General features: G+C 62.0%; 27 protein-coding genes and 1 other RNA gene. 22 read left to right on the top strand and 6 right to left on the bottom strand.

The features are described 5' to 3' along the window. Window positions 1–47 precede the first annotated feature (47 nt). The 21 genes from LPA35_RS17245 to LPA35_RS17145 all read left to right on the top strand — a co-directional run bounded on the left by LPA35_RS17245 (window position 48) and on the right by LPA35_RS17145 (window position 12,981). Entirely contained in the window at window positions 48–1,211 is a 1,164-nt protein-coding gene (locus tag LPA35_RS17245) for a hypothetical protein (RefSeq protein WP_228897789.1), read from the top strand. Further along, complete coding sequence (locus tag LPA35_RS17240; protein WP_228897788.1) at window positions 1,208–1,969, top strand: ERF family protein; 762 nt, start codon at window positions 1,208–1,210, stop codon at window positions 1,967–1,969. The genes LPA35_RS17245 and LPA35_RS17240 overlap by 4 nt, the downstream gene beginning before the upstream one ends. Next, window positions 1,966–2,619: a YqaJ viral recombinase family protein gene (locus LPA35_RS17235; RefSeq protein ID WP_228897787.1), complete on the top strand. Its 654-nt coding sequence runs from the start codon at window positions 1,966–1,968 to the stop codon at window positions 2,617–2,619. Before LPA35_RS17240 ends, LPA35_RS17235 begins: the two co-directional genes overlap by 4 nt. Before the next feature lie 8 nt (window positions 2,620–2,627). Continuing rightward, entirely contained in the window at window positions 2,628–3,059 is a 432-nt protein-coding gene (locus LPA35_RS17230) for a single-stranded DNA-binding protein (RefSeq protein ID WP_228897786.1), read from the top strand. Between the two features lie 49 nt (window positions 3,060–3,108). Then, window positions 3,109–3,588, top strand: coding sequence for an HNH endonuclease signature motif containing protein (locus tag LPA35_RS17225; RefSeq protein WP_228897785.1), 480 nt, complete (start codon window positions 3,109–3,111; stop codon window positions 3,586–3,588). A gap of 17 nt (window positions 3,589–3,605) precedes the next feature. Continuing rightward, complete coding sequence (locus tag LPA35_RS17220; protein ID WP_228897784.1) at window positions 3,606–4,190, top strand: hypothetical protein; 585 nt, start codon at window positions 3,606–3,608, stop codon at window positions 4,188–4,190. Beyond that, on the top strand, window positions 4,190–4,396 hold the full coding sequence (locus LPA35_RS17215) for a hypothetical protein (protein WP_228897783.1): 207 nt from the start codon (window positions 4,190–4,192) through the stop codon (window positions 4,394–4,396). Before LPA35_RS17220 ends, LPA35_RS17215 begins: the two co-directional genes overlap by 1 nt. Then, on the top strand, window positions 4,393–5,916 hold the full coding sequence (locus tag LPA35_RS17210; protein ID WP_228897782.1) for a hypothetical protein: 1,524 nt from the start codon (window positions 4,393–4,395) through the stop codon (window positions 5,914–5,916). Before LPA35_RS17215 ends, LPA35_RS17210 begins: the two co-directional genes overlap by 4 nt. Then, the gene (locus tag LPA35_RS17205; protein WP_228897781.1) at window positions 5,909–6,442 is read left to right on the top strand and encodes a hypothetical protein; all 534 of its coding nucleotides are present in this window, start codon (window positions 5,909–5,911) and stop codon (window positions 6,440–6,442) included. Before LPA35_RS17210 ends, LPA35_RS17205 begins: the two co-directional genes overlap by 8 nt. Then, window positions 6,435–6,797 carry a hypothetical protein gene (locus LPA35_RS17200; RefSeq protein ID WP_228897780.1) on the top strand — a complete coding sequence of 121 codons (363 nt, stop codon included), beginning with the start codon at window positions 6,435–6,437 and terminating at the stop codon, window positions 6,795–6,797. Before LPA35_RS17205 ends, LPA35_RS17200 begins: the two co-directional genes overlap by 8 nt. Further along, the gene (locus LPA35_RS17195) at window positions 6,784–7,149 is read left to right on the top strand and encodes a hypothetical protein (protein ID WP_228897779.1); all 366 of its coding nucleotides are present in this window, start codon (window positions 6,784–6,786) and stop codon (window positions 7,147–7,149) included. The genes LPA35_RS17200 and LPA35_RS17195 overlap by 14 nt, the downstream gene beginning before the upstream one ends. Then, window positions 7,146–7,385, top strand: a complete 240-nt coding sequence (locus LPA35_RS17190) for a hypothetical protein (protein ID WP_228897778.1) — start codon at window positions 7,146–7,148, stop codon at window positions 7,383–7,385. The genes LPA35_RS17195 and LPA35_RS17190 overlap by 4 nt, the downstream gene beginning before the upstream one ends. Window positions 7,386–7,409: 24 nt before the next feature. Next, entirely contained in the window at window positions 7,410–7,916 is a 507-nt protein-coding gene (locus LPA35_RS17185; RefSeq protein ID WP_228897777.1) for a hypothetical protein, read from the top strand. Further along, complete coding sequence (locus LPA35_RS17180) at window positions 7,913–8,269, top strand: hypothetical protein (RefSeq protein ID WP_228897776.1); 357 nt, start codon at window positions 7,913–7,915, stop codon at window positions 8,267–8,269. Before LPA35_RS17185 ends, LPA35_RS17180 begins: the two co-directional genes overlap by 4 nt. A 174-nt stretch (window positions 8,270–8,443) precedes the next feature. Further along, entirely contained in the window at window positions 8,444–8,596 is a 153-nt protein-coding gene (locus LPA35_RS17175) for a hypothetical protein (protein ID WP_228897775.1), read from the top strand. A 34-nt stretch (window positions 8,597–8,630) separates the two neighbouring features. After that, window positions 8,631–9,143, top strand: a complete 513-nt coding sequence (locus LPA35_RS17170) for an HD domain-containing protein (protein WP_228897774.1) — start codon at window positions 8,631–8,633, stop codon at window positions 9,141–9,143. Window positions 9,144–9,219: 76 nt separating this feature from the next. Then, on the top strand, window positions 9,220–10,152 hold the full coding sequence (locus tag LPA35_RS17165) for a radical SAM protein (protein ID WP_228897773.1): 933 nt from the start codon (window positions 9,220–9,222) through the stop codon (window positions 10,150–10,152). Window positions 10,153–10,154: 2 nt separating this feature from the next. Beyond that, a complete protein-coding gene (locus LPA35_RS17160; protein ID WP_228897772.1) occupies window positions 10,155–10,358 on the top strand; it encodes a hypothetical protein in 204 nt (67 codons plus the stop codon). Continuing rightward, on the top strand, window positions 10,355–10,603 hold the full coding sequence (locus LPA35_RS17155; RefSeq protein ID WP_228897771.1) for a pyocin activator PrtN family protein: 249 nt from the start codon (window positions 10,355–10,357) through the stop codon (window positions 10,601–10,603). The genes LPA35_RS17160 and LPA35_RS17155 overlap by 4 nt, the downstream gene beginning before the upstream one ends. An 84-nt stretch (window positions 10,604–10,687) precedes the next feature. Further along, the gene (gene gloB, locus LPA35_RS17150; protein ID WP_228897770.1) at window positions 10,688–11,464 is read left to right on the top strand and encodes a hydroxyacylglutathione hydrolase; all 777 of its coding nucleotides are present in this window, start codon (window positions 10,688–10,690) and stop codon (window positions 11,462–11,464) included. Next, a complete protein-coding gene (locus LPA35_RS17145; RefSeq protein ID WP_228897769.1) occupies window positions 11,461–12,981 on the top strand; it encodes a transglycosylase SLT domain-containing protein in 1,521 nt (506 codons plus the stop codon). The genes gloB and LPA35_RS17145 overlap by 4 nt, the downstream gene beginning before the upstream one ends. Window positions 12,982–13,032: 51 nt before the next feature. Here LPA35_RS17145 and LPA35_RS17140 read toward each other — a convergent pair whose 3' ends face one another. The 6 genes from LPA35_RS17140 to dnaX form a co-directional block, all read right to left on the bottom strand. Next, window positions 13,033–13,185: a DUF3096 domain-containing protein gene (locus LPA35_RS17140; RefSeq protein WP_082437438.1), complete on the bottom strand. Its 153-nt coding sequence runs from the start codon at window positions 13,183–13,185 to the stop codon at window positions 13,033–13,035. 201 nt (window positions 13,186–13,386) lie between these two features. Continuing rightward, window positions 13,387–14,442, bottom strand: a complete 1,056-nt coding sequence (locus LPA35_RS17135) for an ABC transporter substrate-binding protein (protein WP_228897768.1) — start codon at window positions 14,440–14,442, stop codon at window positions 13,387–13,389. A gap of 188 nt (window positions 14,443–14,630) precedes the next feature. After that, a complete protein-coding gene (locus LPA35_RS17130; RefSeq protein WP_121420522.1) occupies window positions 14,631–15,056 on the bottom strand; it encodes an MAPEG family protein in 426 nt (141 codons plus the stop codon). A 102-nt stretch (window positions 15,057–15,158) separates the two neighbouring features. Next, window positions 15,159–15,749: a recombination mediator RecR gene (recR, locus tag LPA35_RS17125; protein ID WP_228897767.1), complete on the bottom strand. Its 591-nt coding sequence runs from the start codon at window positions 15,747–15,749 to the stop codon at window positions 15,159–15,161. A 249-nt stretch (window positions 15,750–15,998) separates the two neighbouring features. Continuing rightward, on the bottom strand, window positions 15,999–16,331 hold the full coding sequence (locus tag LPA35_RS17120) for a YbaB/EbfC family nucleoid-associated protein (protein ID WP_055398201.1): 333 nt from the start codon (window positions 16,329–16,331) through the stop codon (window positions 15,999–16,001). 230 nt (window positions 16,332–16,561) lie between these two features. Next, window positions 16,562–18,553, bottom strand: coding sequence for a DNA polymerase III subunit gamma/tau (gene dnaX / locus LPA35_RS17115; RefSeq protein WP_228897766.1), 1,992 nt, complete (start codon window positions 18,551–18,553; stop codon window positions 16,562–16,564). Window positions 18,554–18,651: 98 nt separating this feature from the next. On the opposite strand from dnaX, the gene ffs reads away from it, so the two are divergent. Then, an RNA gene (gene ffs / locus LPA35_RS17110) (signal recognition particle sRNA small type) lies at window positions 18,652–18,748 on the top strand. Window positions 18,749–18,792: the final 44 nt, after the last annotated feature.

The raw sequence follows: 18,792 nt of genomic DNA, 5'->3' as shown, positions 1-18,792 counted from the left end.
CACTTGCTTTTGTGCGGGGTATTCAACACCGATTTATTGAGGACGCTATGAGCGAAACAATCGACCAGCCAACCATGGCTATTGCAGAGTATTCCACCACCGCTGCAGCGCTTGCCGATTTGCGCGGACGGCTCGCTGGTGTGGCTTATGACCTGTCCACAGGCAAAGGAATGGAGATTGCCAAAAAGGACCGCGCGGAGGTACGCAGCCTGCGTGTAGCGCTGGAGGCAAAGCGGGTTGAACTCAAGGCCCCGGCGCTGGAGCGCAGCCGCCTGATCGACGCGGAGGCCAAAGCGTTGACCGCTGAGCTGGTGGCGCTGGAGAAACCCATTGATGACCAGATCAAGGCGGAGGAAGCCCGCAAGGAGGCAGCGAAGGCAGCGCGCGAAGCTGCAGAACAGGCGGCCCGCGCGGTCATACAAGAGCGCATCGACGCGATCCGCGCCTATCTGGTGATCCCTGCTGGCGTGAAGGCTGCGGGTATCTACGTTGCCATGCAGAACCTGCAAGCAACGGAAATCACCCTGGATGCTTACGGCGACCGCGCAGGAGAGGCGCAGCAGGTCAAGGCCGGAACACTGGCCGCCATGGAGGAATTGCACGCCGCCGCCGTCGCCCATGAAGCAGAGCAAGCCCGCCTAGAAGAAGAACGCGCCGAATTGGCCCGCCAACGTGCAGAGCAGGAAGCCCGCGAAAAGGCAGAGCGCGAACGTCTGGCCGCCGAGCAGAAGGACGCCGCCGAGAAGCTGGCTGCAGAGCGCGCAGCCTTCGAGAAGGAGCAAGCTGCAGCCCGCGCCGAAGCCAAGGCCCGCGAGAATGCCGACCGCGCCCGCCGCGATGAAGAAGACCGCAAGGCCCGCGAAGCTCGTGCCGCAGAGGACAAGCGCATAGCTGATGCCCGCGCCGCAGAAGAAGCCAAGGCCGCCGCAGACCGCAAGGCAGAGCAGGACGCGCTGGACGCTGCAGCCGCAGCCGAGCGCAAGCGCCTGGACGACGAGGCCGCAGCAGCGCGGGCAGAACAGCAGCGCAAGGGCGAAGAACGCGAACGACAAGAGGCCGCACGGCAGCGGGTTCGTGATGCATCTCCAGCGATGCACGACGCCCTGCGCCAATGGCGCGCAGCAGAGCAAGCCGAAGACGCTCAAGAACTTGCCAACGCCCGCGCAGCCCGCGATGAGGTACTGGCGCAACTGGAAGGAATCGAAGCATGACCACCGATGTGATCGAAATTGAACCGCGCGCCCCCGGCGCCGCCCTGACAACCACCACCGAGGCACAGGGCGGCCCCCTGGCCATGGCGATGCAAGCCATGAAGGCTGGCATGAGCATTGCCGACATGCGCGGAATGCTGGATTTGCAAAAGGACTGGGAAGCGAACGAGGCCCGCAAAGCCTACGTGCAGGCCATGTCTGAATTTAAGCAAAACCCGCCTGAAATCCTCAAGCGCAAGGAAGTCGCTTTCAGTGGCACCCAGTACATGCACGCCACACTGGGCGATGTGACCCAAGCAATCATGCAGGCGCTGGCGCAGCACGGCATCAGCCACCGCTGGGACACGGTGCAGAGCAATGGGCAAATTACCGTGACCTGCATCCTGACCCACAAGATGGGGCATAGCGAATCGACCACACTGGAGGGCGCACCAGACGACAGCGGGAAGAAGAACCGCATCCAGCAGATGGCGTCAACTGTCACCTACCTGCAGCGCTACACGCTCCTGGCGGCTACCGGCCTGGCAACCAAGGACATGGAAGACGATGACGGGCGCGGCGGCGGTGATGGGCGCGACAGCGCGGCGCTACTGCAGGAGTGGATCGGCAAGGCCAACGCAGCGGTGAATCTGGAGGCACTGAACCAGACACGCAAGATGGCAGGCGCCGAATTTGAAGCCGCGCGCGACGTAGAAAGCTGGAACGCCTTCAAGATGGTCGTGGACGCCAAGCGCGCAGCACTTGGGGCAAAGTCATGAGCCGGTTCATCGTCAGCCCGCACGCCCAAGGCACCGATGAATGGCGCCGGGACCGGCTGGGCCGCGTCACTGGTTCATCTTGCGCTGCAGTGTTCGCCACCGTTAAGTCTGGTGAGGCTGCGACCCGTGCCAATTTGCGAATGGACTTGGTGCTGGAGCGCATCACAGGCATGCCAACCCCGCAGAGCTTCAAGGAAACGGAAGACATCGCTTGGGGCAAGGAGCAGGAGCCGCACTCGCGGATGGCTTACGAATTGGCGCGCGACCTTGTGATTGAAGAACAGGGCTTCGCGTACCTGCCGGAGATCATGGCAGGGTGCAGCGTGGACGGAGTAATCAAAGACGGTGGGCGCACTGGCTTCTGGGAATCCAAGAGCCCGAAGTCCAAGAACCACTACAGCTACCTGCGCGCAGGAGTGGTGCCCAGCGAATACATGCCCCAGGTGATTCATTCGTTCTGGGTTACGGGCTTCGACTTCTGCGACTTCCAATCATTTGACCCGCGCATGCCCCCCAAGCTGCGCACCTTCATCACCCGCATCGAGCGCTGCGACGTGCTTGATCGGATCGAAGCCCACGAACGTGGTGTTCTGCAGTTCCTCATGGAAGTAGACGCCGAAGAAAAGCAAATGCGGCTGCTGGCCGCCTGAAAGAAACCATGGCAACTCTCACCGGACTATTCACCCTTGGCCGCGATGCCGAAACGCGCACCACTCAAAGCGGCACCACTGTCGTGCAGTTGGCCGTGGCCTACAACTACGGGCGTAAAGGCGATGACGGAAAGAAGCCCACCCAATGGGTGCGCGCCTCCATGTTTGGCAATCAAGCTGCTGCTCTGGCGCCGCATTTGACAAAGGGCAAGCAGGTTTCATTGGTCATTCGCGATCTGCACATCGCCACGTTCCAGAAGCAGGATGGCAGCACCGGCACCTCATTGGAAGGCGTGGCCGACTTTGACGACTTCGCGCGCGGCCAGCAACAGGGCACGGCGCCCCCGCCACCTGCCGCCCCTGCGCCAGCACCCCGCCCAGCGCCCGCACCACCGGCTGGCAGTGGATTTGACGACATGGACGACGACATCCCGTACTGACCTCCACCACCCCACCCAAAGGCCCGCAGTAGCGGGCTTTTTTACGACCATGACGACCCTAGAAACATTGCTTAGCAAATGCCAGGAGGATGCAGATTGCCTTGTTTGGACTGGAAGTCTCAGCAAGCGATCAGGGCATCCGAAGTACAACAACAAAGCAGCGCGCCGTGTGGTTTATGAGCTTGCCAAAGGCCCGATCCCAGAAGGCCGACTGGTAACCACGACATGCGGTTGCGCAAGGTGTGTCAATCCGGCTCATTTGGCGCTCACCACCAAATCAGAAGCCGCTGTAAAGGCCAAAGCCTGCCCGACAGTCCGGCTCAGGAAAGCGATTGCAAGCGCGAAAGCCAACCGCCCGAACGGGAAGCTCGACATGCAAAAGGCTAGTGTGATCCGTGATTCGTCAGAAGGAATTGACGAACTAGCGGCTCTGTACGGCGTTGATCGAACCTTGATCAGCAAGGTCCGCACCGGGGCCGCGTGGCGAGAGATGAAAGCAACCCCATTCCAGGGCCTTGGCGCCCGCTAACACCACATGGAGGCCGTATGGCTGACGACACGAATACAGCAGAGCGCGATTTGGTACGCATTGCCGAATGCGCTGCAAGATTGGTAGAGCATGCAGACTTTCGCCTGGGCGGCGTACTAAGCGCAGACAGCAAGACGAGAGACATTCCAAGCCGTGCATGCTCCCAAGTGAAATCAAGGCATTTGGCGGCGCTGCGTGACGCATTGGCTGGCCGCGCCTCTCTCGCAGCAAGTGCGGGGAGTGAGCCTGACAACGCTTTCCCGCTTGCGAGCAAGATTTACAAGCGAGGCGAAGAATGGGTGCTTGAGGTTAGCGGCACCATCAACGACTGCCACTTTACCTGCAGACATACACAGCCAGGGGGGCTGCAACCAGAGGATGTGGCCGGACTGCCGACGCTCTACACCCACCCATCTCCCCCAGAGGGAATGGCAGGGTGGAAGCTGGTGCCGATTGAGCCAACGCTTGATATGGGCTGGGCATACCTCGACGCCGCTAGGGGATCGGAGCCGCTGAGAACGCACTCGTTCAATCACGCTGGCTACCGCGCAATGATCGCCGCCGCCCCACCCCTTCCCGCATCTGAGGCAAAGGAGCTGTGATGGCCTGTGACATTTGCGGAAAGACAGGAACGCCATTGAGCGACCTGCGCGAGATCTACCAGACCGATGAAATCAAGGTCATGTGCCCTGACTGCGAGAAGGTCGTGAACAAGCAACTGCGCTCTATCCAGTCCATGACTGGACGTTTGCAACGCGCTTTGCTCCAACGCTTCATGGGCGAGCGCAAAGAAAGGATTACGAAATGACCCCCACCCAAGGCGAACACGCCCAGACAGCGCTGGCACACGAACTATTCGCAGCCGCACAGCTTGCCCCAGGCGAAGGCATTGAAGATGCTGTAAACCGGATTGCTGCGGCACTCACAGCAGCGCCCCAGGGCGTGGCCTATGCGGAGCTGCCTGACGAGCGCAAAGCGTTTGAGGCGTGGGCATCTCGAAGCGTCGGGCGAGTCTGGCGAGACACAGCGCCAGGACGCACAGAAGACTATCAAGATGCGTCTACCAATCTCTGCTGGCGTGCATGGCAGGCCCGCGCATCCAATGGGCAAGCACCAGCCGGGGCGTACAAAGACAGCACGCCGGGTTTGCATGTCGGTGATAGCTCGTTTGAATCCTGGTATTCAGGCTACAAGCTCGACCCGACGAGCATCAAACAGATAGCGCGTGACGCCTACGCGGCAGGTATGGGTGACCCACTGGTTATGTCCGCCTCCACGGCACAGGCGGCACCAGCCGCTGGCGCAGTAGCGGGGCCGAGCGAGACTCTGGCGGAATGGGTATTGCACGCCACACCGGCCGAGTTCAATGCCAGGAATTGGGAGGCAGTTCATCAGGGGCTGCTCAGGGCGCGGGAAACACTGAATGCAACCGGAGTTTCCCACTCTTGGATTGGCCCTTACATCGACATTGCTCGGCAAGAAAGCCAGCGCGTTCTGCCCGCAGCGCCCACCCCAGCCGCCCAGGCAGACAGCGTGAGGGCACCAGCGGGTGGAGCAGTAGCGGGGCCGACAGTGACAAGAGAATTCACCAATGAGTTGGGCAATGCAATCCGCATAACCGTAGAGGGGCCGAATTCGATGCACGAAAACATAGTGACTCCAATGGAAGCGGAGCAGTTTCGCAGTGCGCTCAACGAACACGCCATGCGCGCAGCCGACACCACATGGTGCGCATACATGGCCGGAATGATCTGCACCTACCTGAAAGAAGATGCCGAAGGGGACAAGGCAACAGCGATAGCTGGGATCATTGAGCGCAGATTGATGTTTTTGAGTCGCTCAACAGCACCAATGGACCGCGACACGCTGTACTTGTTGCGAAGACTGCTATCAAACCAATTCACATTCACTGCTTCTGAATTCCGTGCAGAGCTGGAAAAGATCGTCAACGAAGCCCACACCCAGGCAGACAGCATCACTAAGGAGCGCCTGAAAGAGCTTCTGGGCAAGCCTGAGACGGTGCACCTGAACATGCTGCACGGCCACATTGCGGTCATCACCATGGAGCAGTGCGCGCACCTGCACGGAGAGGAAATGCAGCGCAAGTGGGCGGCGGCAGACAGCGTGCTGGAGGATGCGGCGCGGTGGCGCCGACTGGTCAACGCAAGCGAGATGGCGTTCCCGGTAGCGGCCATCGTGGACGACCCCGAGAACGACGCCATGAAGGTCTACGGGCGCAAGCGAATGGAGGCCCTGATCGACATGATGGACGAGATCCCGGGCACCTACATGGACGCAGCCCGCAAGCAAGGAGGCAAACATGACTGAGCAAACACAGCCCACGGATGCGGCGCTTGAAGCGCTTGCGAAAGACTTGCGCGAGCGAGCAGCCCGCTGCGATGCCCCGGGGAATGAGCTGTACGTACTGGGCCTGCGAGAAGCTGCAGAAGCGGCCATTAATGCCAAGTGGGGCACACCTGCAGGGGCGGGAGAAGTGGTGGCGTGTGGGGCGATTGCAGAAGTAGTGATGGCGGCACGCCCAGCGAAAGCGTCACCGGCATGGCTGCCCCACAAAATCATTCACGCATCTTTGCAATGGTTAGACAGCGTTCCAGTTGGCACCAAGCTCTACACCACCCCGCAGCCCACCCAGGCGCAGGCCGGGGCGGTGCCGCTGACGGATGAGCAGTGCGACGCGATCTATGAAGCGCTGGATGAGTTTGGTCGTGAGGTTGACCACTACGAATACGGGCTGCCCTATTGCACAAGCGACGGCGAAACACTTGCCAAACCGGAAGCCAGAGAGGTGATTCGACAGGCCGCTCAAAACATCAAAGGAGCCGACCATGGCTAATCCCGCAATAGTCAAGCAATCCTTGACACTTCCAGACTTCACCGAACTTGGCGCCCGCAAGCTGGCCGACTTGCTGGAGAAGGGCTTCGTTATCACCGGCGTCTGCTTTGAGCGGCAAGTAGAGGGAACACAGCCTCAGCGGGGGTTTGTGGATTTTGCCGGGTTTGTGGGGTGGTGGCGTCCAGAGATGCAGCCCAGCAATCCGCTGACGCCAGCGCAAGTTAGTGGGCTTGCAGAGTCCGCTGGCTACTGGAGCGGGGACTCTGGAAAGGCAGACTTTATCAACGGCATTCGGTACGCAGAATCCGCCCATGGCGTGGCGGATATGAAAGGAGGACAGGATGTTGAGCGATGAACAAATCGACGCGCTTTGGCGCGGCAAAGATCTCAGCGTGCCACAAATTGTCAATCGCAGAGAGCTGGCCCGCACCATCGAGGCCGAGGTTCGCAAGGATGACGAATCGCTTATCAGGCAGATGCTGGAGGCGCTGGAAAAGAGCAATCTCAAATGGAAAGAGCTGGCCGACTCTGGGGACACTGGTTACTGGAAAGCAGAAGAACAGGAGCACTACCAGCAATCAGAAGCAGCCATCACAGCCGCCCGCGCCCACCTGCTCGAATCCGACCTATCCACCCTCACCGAGCGCGGAGCAAAGGCATGGGCCGGTGTTGATCCGCAGAAGCTGCGGGAAGGGGGTGCGCTTTGACCGCACTGCAATGGTTGAACAGCCTGCGCCCAGCCCTGCCACTGAGCATAGAGCGCGGCGAAGACAAGACTGAACCACACAGGCCAATGAGCAATGGAGAACTCCGGCGCCACATCCAGCAAGGTGCCGTACTAGTGAACGGAGAGCGAGTGACACCGCAGGAGGAAATCGACTTCCCGGTTTTCTCTCTGGTGTTTTTCCCGAAGTCGGCTGCGCGCCGTACAACCCTGGTGTGATTGCACGCCAACCAAGGAAGCACCATGACCAAACACACTGATTTGATTGAGCGGCTACGCTGCTTTGACCGCGTGACATGCAACGACGCAGCCGACGCCCTGGAAGCGCAGGTGCGGGAGATGGCCGAACTCAAAGCCCAGCTATCGGCCACGGCAAAGAATGCATTCGAAGCCATGCCACACGATATCCTCCGGCGCATGAAAGACGCCATCTGCGAGGAAACGGGATGGTCTGGAAGCATGGTCAGCCGGATGTACACCGAACTGCGCAAGGCTTTCACCGGCGAGCCGTACAAGGCGAATGAAGACCTGGACGCGGCGCTGCTGGAGATTGAGGGGTCGCGCAAGGATGCAGGGCGGTACAAATTTCTCCGCAAGTGTCACTGGACAGACAGCCCGCCAACCTACGTGGTGACAACCTTGGAGGGCCTCAAGCTTAACGCCATGACATACAGCGATGACCGGTTAGATGAAGTTCTAGACGCTCGCGTTGCGGCCAATTCCACAGCGACGCAGAAAGGCCAACCATGACCAAAGATGTGATTGAACTTGCGCGAGAGGCAGGGATGAAGTTCGCCCCTGCGCAGTTTTCTGGCGTGCTGGAAACGGAGACAGACGAGTTCACGGTCGCCAGCTTTGCCGCCCTTGTGGCTGCGCGAGAGCGGGAGCGGCTTAACTTCCTGTGCAGCACTGATCGCATGCGAATGATCGAGCATATCGAGGGCTTGTGGAGGGTGTACCAAGACGAAGCACCTGCCGAGGCCGAGCACCAGCATTGGCAGGCAATGACCAGCATTTACTACACGACACCAGAGAGCGCCATCGACGCCGCTATCCGCGCCCTCAATACCGAAGGAGAAGGACATGACAGACCAAGCACATAAAGGAGGGTTCTTCAACCTGCCTTCTAGCGAGACGTGCCGCCATCCTGAGCACAATTTCCCCAATGGGTTGTACATCCCAGAAGGGAAAGGCTACACGCATGTTTGTCCGGCATGTGGGAAGCCCTCGACGGTAACCAACCCACCGCGCCTGTCACTCAAGTCGGAGATTTTCCAATGAGCAAACGCGCCCGTGACTACCGCGAAGCCTACGAGGCCAAGCACTACCCAGAACGCTGGGAGGCTACAGACTGGCGAAAAGAGCGGGATGAATCCGACAAGGCACCACCGGAGCCGGAGGAACCGGAGCCGATTCACACTTTTCACTAGCCGCCACTGAGCGGCTTTCTTTTTGGGGAACGATATGGATTTGGCATTCAAGGCAATGGAGTTCGCGAGGCGAGCTCACGCAAAGCAGGTGCGCAAGTACACGGGCAACCCGTATGTTGACCACCTTGCTGAAGTCGCTGGCATCGTCGCAACAGTGCAGCACGAATTCATGGTGCCGCCCGGCGTAATGCTGGCGGTGGCTTGGCTGCATGACTGCGTGGAAGATCAGGGCGTTAGTTTGCAGGAGATTGACGACCGATTCGGTTGCACGGTTGCAATTGGCGTGTCTGGGTTGTCGGACCTTGAGGAAGGCAATCGCGCCGAACGCAAGGCTGCAAGCCGCGCACGATTGGCCGACTGCACCAGCTGGATTCAGACCATCAAGTGCGCCGACCTGATCAGCAACACCAGCAGCATCGTGATGCACGACCCAAAGTTCGCCGTCACCTACTTGGCGGAAAAGCGCGCATTGCTTGATGTGATGACCAAGGCAGACCCACGGTTGCGCGCGCTGGCCTACTCGCAAAGTAAGTGGCCTGTGGCCTAACCACCCACCACCGCCTAACAGGCAAACACACCACACCAGGGCTCCGAGAGGGGCCTTTTTTATTGGGGAAACGAATATGCAAGTGAAGCGGATTGACTCCAGCGACGAGAACGTGAGCAAGTACGTTTTCGATTTCGGCAACGCGGTGGCAGAGGCGGTGCTGTACAAGTACCCGACCTACGAAGAGCGCACCGTGATCTGCTGTAGCACGCAAAGCGGGTGCCCGGTGGGGTGTCGGTTCTGCGGCGCAGGTGATGCGTTTGTGCGCAGCCTGACCGGCGACGAGATCGTGGCCCAGGTGCAGCACTTGTTTGCAGATCGCGGCATTAACCCCGAGGCCGTGCAGCGCTGCCAGATCATGTTCATGAGCATGGGGGAGCCACTGCTGAACTTCGGCGGGCTGTCGGACGCCATCCGCAAGCTGCACGCGCTTTACCCGCGTTTCGCCCTACTCATCAGCACCTCAGCGCCTGCGGTCGATTACGAGCGGGTGCGCGCGCTGTCGGTAGAGGTGCCAGCGGTCGGCCTGCAGTTCAGCGTGCACGAGAGCACCGACGATGCCCGCAATGCATTGATCCCCTTCAAGGCCAAGTTGGACTTGGCGCAGATCGCAACGGAAGGCGAGCGCTGGTTTGCCGCCACTGGGCGCCAGCCGTTCTTCAACTATTGCGCCAACGAAGGCAATACGTCAGCGGATGACGCCGCGCGCATCTATAACCTGTTCAATCCTGCGGCTTGGCAGGCCACCATCAGTGTCGTGTGTGAGCGCGAAGAATCGGTGGCGGCGGCCAATGTGCGCCAGCGTCAACTGGCGCAGGACTTCATGCAGAAGCTGATGCACTACGGCTACAGCACGCGCTGCTTCGACCCGGCAGGACAAGACGACATTGGCGGCGGTTGCGGACAACTTTGGTTTGTGCAGGACTGGATGCGCAACAACCCAGAGTTGGCGCGCCCAAGTGTTGGACGGTCTATCCCAATCGTGCACGCGCCGCGCTGCACAGCCTGACCATGAAAGCCGGAATCGCCCGCATCTACTACGGCGGCGGCCGCCGCTGGTTCACCCTGCGCGCGGCCTGCCATGCCCACGCCCGCGCCGTCGTCAAAAAGCGCCTTCGCAGCCAAGACTTCGAGCGCGGCGACGAATGGCCTGCCGAACGGATCAAGCGCCTGGCGCGCCGACTGGAACGAGAACACAGGAGAAAGACACCATGACCGACACCAAGAACATCCTCGGGGAAGACATGCTGCCCCTGAACGACATTGCCGAGCAGGTGTTCAACATCACCCCACGGATTGCCCAGCGCAAGGCGGCGACCAACACCCTGCCAATCCCGGCATTCCGCATCAACGGCACCCGCAAGGGACCGCTCTACGTGCTGCGCGATGACCTGGAGAAGTGGATCAAGGACCGCGCCGACCGTGCCAAGTCGCAGCATCGTAAGATGCAGGCCGTTTGATTTTCTGCCACGCCGGTGTGACGCCCGGTGTGACAGATGCCCTTCTACAGAGGGAGATGCGTCGAACCTATAATTTGATCGCTCATGAACTTGCTGCCGCTGCCCGCCTTTACCGACAACTACATCTGGATGCTGCACGACGGCCGCCAGGCGATCGTTGTGGACCCGGGAGATTCCGCGCCTGTGCTGCAGGCCCTGCAGCACCTTGGCGTGCAGTTGAAGGCCATTCTAGTCACGCACCACCATGCCGATCATGTCGGCGGTGTGGATGCCCTGCGCAGCGCCACCGGCGCCGTGGTCTACGGCCCCGCACGCGAGAAAATCCCCGAGCCGCTGCACCGCCTGGCGCACGGTGATGCTGTGGAAACCATGGGGCTTCGGTTCGAAGTCATGGATGTGCCCGGCCATACCGCTGGCCACATTGCCTACTACTGCCCCGACATCGGCGGGGAGCCCCTGCTGTTCTGCGGCGACACGCTTTTTTCGGGCGGCTGTGGTCGGCTGTTTGAAGGCACGCCCGCCCAAATGCTGAACTCCCTGGACCAGCTGGCGGCGTTGCCCGGCAACACCCGCGTATGCTGCACCCACGAGTACACCCTCTCCAACCTGAAATTTGCGCGGGCCGTGGAACCCGGCAATGCGGCATTGCTCCACTACAGCAGCCAATGTGAAGCACTGCGGGCCCGCCACCAGCCCACACTGCCGTCGCGCATGGCCCTGGAGCAAGACATCAACCCCTTCCTGCGCGTGCGACAGCCTGCAGTGGCCCAGGCGGCCCATGGCTACGACGCAAAGGTGAATCAAGACGATGCCGTGGCGGTACTGGCCGCACTGCGTCAATGGAAAAACGAGTTTCGATGAAAATTTTGCACATCGCCTGCCTGGCGTGCGCGCTCTGGCTCACGGGCTGCGCCACCACCGGGCCTTCGCAGGACAGCGCGGCTGACAGCGCCCCCTCCACACCCACCGGTGCACCACCCCGGACCGCACACACCCCCGTCATCCCCAACGGCCCGCTCAGGCCCATCACCGCCGCGCAGGCCTCCAGCGGCGAGGTCGCATCGCTCTCGGCCCCCGCCGACCTGTGGGACCGCATCCGCCGAGGCTTTGCCATGCCCGACCTGCAGCACGAACTGGTGCAGGACCGCGAACAGTGGTACGCCACGCGACCCGACTACATGCAGCGCATGACCGAGCGCTCCAGCAAGTACCTTTTCCATATCGTTGAAGAGCTGGAGCGACGCGGCATGCCCACCGAGCTGGCGCTGCTGCCCTACATCGAAAGCGCGTTCAACCCGCAGGCTGTGTCCAGCGCCAAGGCGGCCGGCATGTGGCAGTTCATGCCCGCCACCGGCAACTATTTCGACCTCAAGCAGAACGCCTTCCGCGACGACCGCCGCGATGTGCTCGCATCCACGCGCGCTGCACTCGACTACCTGCAAAAGCTCTACGGCATGTTTGGCGACTGGCACCTGGCCCTGGCCGCCTACAACTGGGGCGAAGGCAGCGTAGGCCGGGCCATTGCCCGCAACCAGAAGCAGGGGCTGGGCACCAGCTACACCGACCTGAACATGCCGGCCGAAACCCGCATGTATGTGCCCAAGCTGCAGGCCGTGAAGAACATCGTAGCCAACCCCGAGGCCTTCCGCACCGAGCTGCCCCTCATCGAAAACCACCCCTATTTCCAGACGGTGGACATCACCCATGACATCGACGTTGCGCTGGTGGCCACGCTGGCAGGCATTCGCGAGGAAGATTTCCGCGCGCTGAACCCGTCGTTCAACAAGCCTGTCATTCTGGCTGCCGGTACACCACAAATCCTGCTGCCCTGGGACAACGCCAAGGTGTTCCAGCGCAACCTTGAAGCGCGCCGCGAGGGCCAGTATGCAAGCTGGACCGTGTGGTCCGTGCCCTCCACCATGACGGTCTCCGAAGCCGCCCAGCGGGCAGGCATGAGCGAGAACGACCTGCGCAGCATCAACAACATACCTCCCCGCATGCTGATCAAGGCAGGCTCGGCGTTGATGGTCCCGCGTTCATCCGCCATCCGGCAGGACGTCTCCTCGCACCTGGCAGACAACGGCCAAGTCGCTTTCTCGCCAGAGATCGTGACCCGTCGCACCACGGTGCGAGCCCGCAAGGGAGAAACCGTGGCCAGCATTGCCCGGCGCTACAAGCTCAGCGCTGCCAGCGTGGCCGACTGGAACGACGTGCGCGCCAGTGCGGCCTTCAAGCTGGGCGAGCAGGTGGTCGTATACCTGCCCGTGCGACAGGCCACGCAGGCGCGTGGCACGGTGGCCCGCTCCGGTTCTGGCAAGCGCACGGCTGCTGCGCCTGTACGCCGAGGGGGAACCCCCTCCAAGGTCAAGCGCCGCTAAAACGCCATTGGAACGCCGCGGGCAACGCGCAAGAAGGCGTCACCAGGCGCCTCAGAACTTCAGCGAGTGCATGCCCAGAAGCCCCAGAATGCCCATGATGATGAGGTACAGCGCCACGATGGTGCTGAGCAGACGGGGCATGACGAGGATGAGAATGCCCGCGATCAAAGAGACAAGCGGGCCGATGCTGAGGGTAAAAGACATGGAGCAATCCTGGTGAGGTAGATGACTGGTAGGCCGAGGCTACGGCAAACCGAACGCCGACGAATGTAAGCCATCTTCCCGACCCGGATGCCGACGCATTGCGACAGTGCGCGGCATCCACTGATCAATCTGGGTCCTGCACTGCCACTGCTCCCCTGCGGTCACCCCCAAAGTGGCCCAGCGAGTATCCGGTGCGCAAGCTCAGACGTTGAATTTCTGCCGCGCCTTGCGCACGAAATCGTTGGTGTAGGTGCGTGCCAGCTCCACCTTGAAATCCGCCAACTCGGGGTGCACGCGCGAGAGCACGCGCAAGGCCGTGGCTGCGCCATCATCGGGCATCATCCCGTGGGTCGAATAGGTCTCGCGCACCCGGCTGAAGGCCGCCAGGTACAGCCCCCGGTCTCCCATCAGGTAGCCCGGAGGCACCGCCTTGACAAGGTCTGCCGGGGCAGCGGTCTGCAGCCATTTGAGGGCATGCACGATGCCGTTGGCCAGTGCCTGGGCCTGGGCGGCATGTTTTTGCAAGAAGGGCTGCGGCGCATAAAGACAGCTGGCTGGCAGGGCGCCGCCAAACATCTCCTGCGCGGCCTTGAGTGAGCGCATGTCGCCCGCAATGCGTGTGTCTGCCTTTTGCTCCAGCAGCGTCATGATCGGGTCGGCATGGCACAGCGCATGCACCTGTCCGGAACGCAGCGCATTCATCGCGGCTATACCAGATCCCACGCCCACAAACGCCACATCACGCGGCCCCATGCCCGCTCGGGCCAGCACCACGCTGGCCGCCAGGTGCGTAGACGAACCCACCGATGACACGCCAATGCGCCGTCCCTGCAGATCCGCCAGATCCTTGTACGCAGGCAGCGAGCGTTGCGAAACCCCCAGCGCCAGTTGAGGCGCACGCCCCATCACCACCAGCGAGCGGTAGGACTGGCCACGCACCTGCTGCCGGATGGTGTGCTCGAAGGCTCCGGCACAGACATCGGCCCCCCCCTCCTGCACCGCTTGCAGGGCCAGGGCGCCGGCCGAAAAATCGCGCACCGTCACGTCCAGACCTTCCGCCTTGAAGTAGCCCAGCTGGTCGGCCAGCGCCAGCGGCAGGTGGTAGAGCACGCCCTGTCCGCCCACGGCAATGGTGACGTTGCCCAACGCAGCTGCCCCCTCTGCCTGCGCCCGCACAATGGCAGGCGCAAACACCCCGGCCGCCGACAGGGCGGAGACGGCGCCAAAGGCGCGACGGGTGAGCAAGGGGCGGGTCATGGAAATCCGTGAGAATCAGTGGAAGCAGCAATGCTGCATTGCAACAATCGTGCCCCAGAGCCCACAAACCCGCATCAGGGGGAATCCCTGCGGGTTTCTACGTACCAGGGTTGAAAGAAACTAGAGCCCGACCGGCAGCCCCCGAAAGAGTGACGCCAGCCCTTCTTCAAAGGCCGAGCTGGCAAAGATCAGCGGTAGCCGACGAACAGGATGCCGATATTGACCAAAAACGCTGCGGCCCAGACCACACTGCGCACGGTGGGCATGTCGGACACGTACATCATGATGTAGAAGATGCGCAGCATGACGTACAGCAGCGCCAACATGTCCAGCAACGTCTGCCCCGCCCCGAGCAGGTGCGCGATGATCACGGCACCGATGAAGAACGGCAAGCCTTCGAAACTGTTGGCCTGCGCCGCATTGGCGCGGGCCCGCCAGTCGGTCTGCCGAGCCATCCAGGCGCGGGGGTCGCGGTTGTCAAAGCCACCGTCCTTGCGCGACTTGCCGAAGCTGCCACTCTTGGCCAGCCAGGCGCAGCCCATGGGAAGCAGGGCTGCGATCAGCACGCACCAGTAGGCCACTGTGAACCGTGCGACATGCATGGTGGTATTCATTTTTAAGCCTTTTTTGGCTCTAGCGCTTGATACACAAGCGCTAGCAGCTATTAAATTGTGAGTATTCTAGCCGCCGCAGGCACAAATTTCGCGAACAACCACCTAGCGGCGATCCACCAGTGCATGCGCAATCGTGCCCAGGTCCACATACTCCAGCTCGCTGCCCACGGGCACGCCGCGCGCCAGCCGCGTCACGTGCAGCCCCCGGCTCCTGAGCGCCTCGGTGATCACATGGGCCGTGGCCTCGCCTTCGGCATTGAAGTTGGTCGCCAAAATGACCTCTTGCACCGTGCCATCGGTGGCCCGTTCCATGAGCTTTTGCAGGCCAATTTCCTTGGGGCCAATGCCATCGAGGGGGCTCAGCCGCCCCATCAGCACAAAGTAAAGCCCCTTGAACGCCCCCGTGCGCTCCAGCGCCGACTGATCGGCCGGTGTCTCGACCACGCACAGCCGCGTCGCATCGCGCTCAGGGTCCAGGCAGGTACTGCACACCTCGGCCTCGGTGAACGTGTGGCAGCGCGCGCAATGGTGCACGGTGCCCACCGCATCGCCGAGCGCCCGCGACAAGGCCAGCGCCCCCTCCCGATCATGCTGCAGCAAATGAAACGCCATGCGCTGCGCAGACTTCACCCCCACCCCCGGCAAGCGGCGCAGCGCCTGGATCAGAACGTCGAGGGAGTTGGTGATGGACATGGACAGACTAGATGCGATGCGCGTGACGTTGTAGGGAGCGGCGGAGCCAGGCTTCGACAAGCTCAGCCCAAACGGATGTAGGGAAGACAAACAGGTGCTCGCCCTCTGCCTTCAAACCCCACCCTCAAGGGCGTAGCGAGCGGGATGAGCTGCTAGGCGGACGGAGCACAGGAACCGGAACGTACTTCCTGTACGTGAGGATTCCGAGCACCGCCCAACGACGCAGATCGCCCGCTCGGTAGCCAACCCTCAGAAAGGGAATTTCATGCCGCCGGGGAGGCCTGGCATGCCTTGGGTGAGCTTGCCCATCTTCTCCGAAGAAGTCTCTTCCGCCTTGCGCACCGCAGCATTGAACGCCGCAGCAACGAGGTCTTCCAGCATGTCCTTGTCTTCGGCCAGCAGGCTCGGGTCGATGGTGATGCGCTTGACGTCGTGCTTGCACGTCATCACCACTTTCACCAGGCCCGCGCCCGATTCACCTTCCACCTCGATGAAGGCCAGCTCGTCCTGCGCCTTCTTGAGGTTGTCCTGCATCGCCTGGGCTTGCTTCATGAGGCCTGCAAGTTGTCCTTTGTTGAACATGGTGTGGTTTCCTTTGCTTTCTTTCTGGTTGATCGATTCCCACGAAGGGAGAGAGATTCGGTATCCGAGATGCACGGTATTGTGCTGTGCAATGTCAGCGGCCCTCGAAACTGGCACACGCCAATCCAGTGCACTCGTGGAGCTGGCTTTGCCAAGCCACCGAGTGCGTCCCCCTCCCGCGAAGCGAGAGAGGGGGAAGGCGCCGCAGGCGACTCAGGGGGCGCTTCATCTCACGCAGGCTTGATGCTGCCCGGCACGATTCTCGCGCCATAGTCGCGCACCAGCGACTGCACATAGGGGTCGTTGTTCACAATCTCCTCAGCACGGCGCTGCCGCTCGGCAGCGGCAGCGGCATTGCGGCGGGCAGGGCTGTCAATGACGTGGCCCACCTCCACACTGATCTGGGTGGCATGGCCAGCAGCCTCCAGCGCGGCGCGCAGGCGCTCGCGTGCAGTAGGCTGGTTCAGCGATTCACGCTCCACACGCAGCAACCAGTGCCCCCCATCGCGCGCCACCAGTTGCGACTGCAGAGCCAGTTCGCGCACCAGGGCGGTAATCGATTCTGCCGCCACCATCTGCTGCACAGTGGCATGCCAGACATCGCCCTCCTCGGTGGGCGTGTAGCGCGCAGAGACGGGCGTTGGCGCAGAAAGCGGCAACGGTTGCAGACGCTCCCCTGGTTCGGGCGATTCACGCACCGGGATTGCTACATATTCAGGAGCGCCTTGCGCATGCTGAGGTTGCGCTGGGTGCTTATTTTGTCCAAATCTCTCGGGCGTACGCACCGGCAGTGTCGTGGCGGCGGAGTTTGCAGGTGATGCAGCACCCGGCTCTTCCGAGCCTGGCCAGGGTGGTGGCTCCGAAGAGTCCACGGATTCGGCGGGTTCTGCTGAAATCTTCGGTGGCAATGCTGGCGAAGCACCTGCTGCAGGCACCGCTGGTGGCACCTGAGGAGCAGGCGCGGGCGTCGGCGCCGTTCGCGCCACGGGGGCTGGCACCACCACGGCTGCCGCTGCGGGAGCGGCAGAAACCGCAGCTGGTGGGCTGGAAGACGCCGCTTCAGCCCGCGTCAGAGTTTTTTTTTCAGCCGATTCGCCAACGCCGCCAACACCGCTTACAGGCTTGAACGCCAGCAAGCGCAGGAGCACCATGGTCAGTGCCGCGTACTCATCGGGCGCCAGACCCAGTTCACCGCGCCCGTGCAGGCACAGGCTGTAGAGCAGCTGGGTTTCGTCAGCAGGCATCAGCGCGGCAAGACGGGTCGTTTCTGCGGCCTCGGGGTCGTCGGCATCCACGGCGCCTGCCATCTGGGGCACGGCCTGGAACACCGCCATGCGCTGCAGCACGGCGCTCATTTCTTCGAGCGTAGAGGCGGCCGACAGGCCATTGAGACGCAGCGTGTCCGAGGTTTCCACCACGGTCTTGCCGTCGCCCTCGGCCAACGCGCCGATGAGGCGGAACACGTAGGAGCGGTCCACCGCGCCCAGCATCTGGCGCACGGCGGCTTCCTGCAACTGGCCGCTGCCAAAAGCGATGGCCTGGTCGGTGAGCGACAGTGCATCGCGCATGGAGCCCCGCGCGGCGCGCGACAGCAGCCGCAGGGCCTGGGGCTCGGACGATACGTTTTCCGACGCCAGCACCTGCGTGAGGTGGCTCAGGACCGTCTCGGGCGCCATGGGCCGCAGGTTGAACTGCAGACAGCGGCTCAGCACCGTCACCGGCACCTTCTGCGGGTCGGTCGTGGCCAGCACGAACTTGAGGTATTCAGGAGGCTCTTCAAGCGTCTTGAGCATGGCGTTGAACGCCGTGTTCGTGAGCATGTGCACTTCGTCGATCATGAAGACCTTGAAGCGGCCCTGCACTGGCTTGTAGACCGCCTGCTCCAGCAGGCTCTGCACCTCATCCACACCCCGGTTCGATGCAGCATCCAACTCGGTGTAATCCGGGAAGCGACCACTGTCGATATCCGTACAGGCCGAGCACACGCCGCAGGGTGTGGCGGTGATGCCGCCCTGACCGTCGGGCCCCTGGCAGTTGAGCGATTTAGCCAGAATGCGCGACACCGTCGTCTTCCCCACACCCCGCGTGCCTGTGAACAGGTAGGCATGGTGCAGGCGCTGTGTGTTGAGCGCATTGGTGAGGGCCTGCACCACATGCTCCTGCCCCACCATTTCGGTGAAATTGCGGGGGCGGTACTTGCGGGCGAGCACGAGGTAGGACATTCGGCAGATTCTACGGGCTGTGCCGAGTGTCCTTCCAGCGCCCACGGCAGCGGGGCTGTTCAGAAAAGTGCATCCGCATCCGTCGTACAATCGACGGTGACGGGCCTCCTCGCATGGTGAAGCGGCCAACCGGGTCAGGTGGGGAACCAAGCAGCCCTAACTGTGGAGTCAGTGCCGGGGGTAAGGCTCGTCAACTTCTTTTTTGCGCTGTCGCGCAGCCCCCTCCCATAGGCGACATC

This window comes from Acidovorax sp. Leaf73 (assembly GCF_916855635.1).
Classification (GTDB): domain Bacteria; phylum Pseudomonadota; class Gammaproteobacteria; order Burkholderiales; family Burkholderiaceae_C; genus Acidovorax; species Acidovorax facilis.
This window is presented reverse-complemented; position numbering and strand designations above follow the sequence as displayed.